This is a genomic window from Pseudomonas brassicacearum, assembly GCF_003732265.1.
GTDB lineage: Bacteria > Pseudomonadota > Gammaproteobacteria > Pseudomonadales > Pseudomonadaceae > Aquipseudomonas > Aquipseudomonas brassicacearum_D.
Genome location: NZ_MOBK01000060.1, coordinates 526 through 981 on the forward strand (window position 1 = coordinate 526; position 456 = coordinate 981).

Here is a 456-nt window from a genome sequence, read left to right on the forward strand (position 1 = left end):
GCCGAATGTGTGAGCCAAGCAAACCGTAAAACGATTCAGATTTTTCAGAAGTCCAGGCAGGGCCGCTGCGATGGCTTTCGCCTTTTTGGAGCACCGCACCATGACGCTTGCAGTCCAGTTCACCAACGTTTCCCGGCAATTCGGCGAGGTGAAGGCCGTTGACCGGGTTTCCATCGATATCGAGGACGGCGAGTTCTTTTCCATGCTCGGCCCATCCGGCTCGGGCAAAACCACCTGCCTGCGCCTGATCGCCGGGTTCGAACAACCGAGCGCCGGCTCGATCCGCATCCACGGCGTCGAAGCGGCCGGGTTGCCGCCGTATCAGCGTGACGTCAACACGGTGTTTCAGGATTACGCACTGTTCCCGCACATGAATGTCCTCGACAACGTCGCCTACGGCTTAAAGGTCAAAGGCGTCGGCAAAACCGAACGACACAAGCGCGCCGAAGAAGCCTT

1 protein-coding gene is annotated in these 456 nt (G+C 58.8%); it reads left to right on the forward strand.

The features are described 5' to 3' along the window. Positions 1-100: 100 nt before the first annotated feature. Positions 101-456, forward strand: a 356-nt coding sequence (locus tag BK660_RS30035; RefSeq protein ID WP_148057480.1) for an ABC transporter ATP-binding protein, incomplete at its 3' end; no start/stop codon positions are given.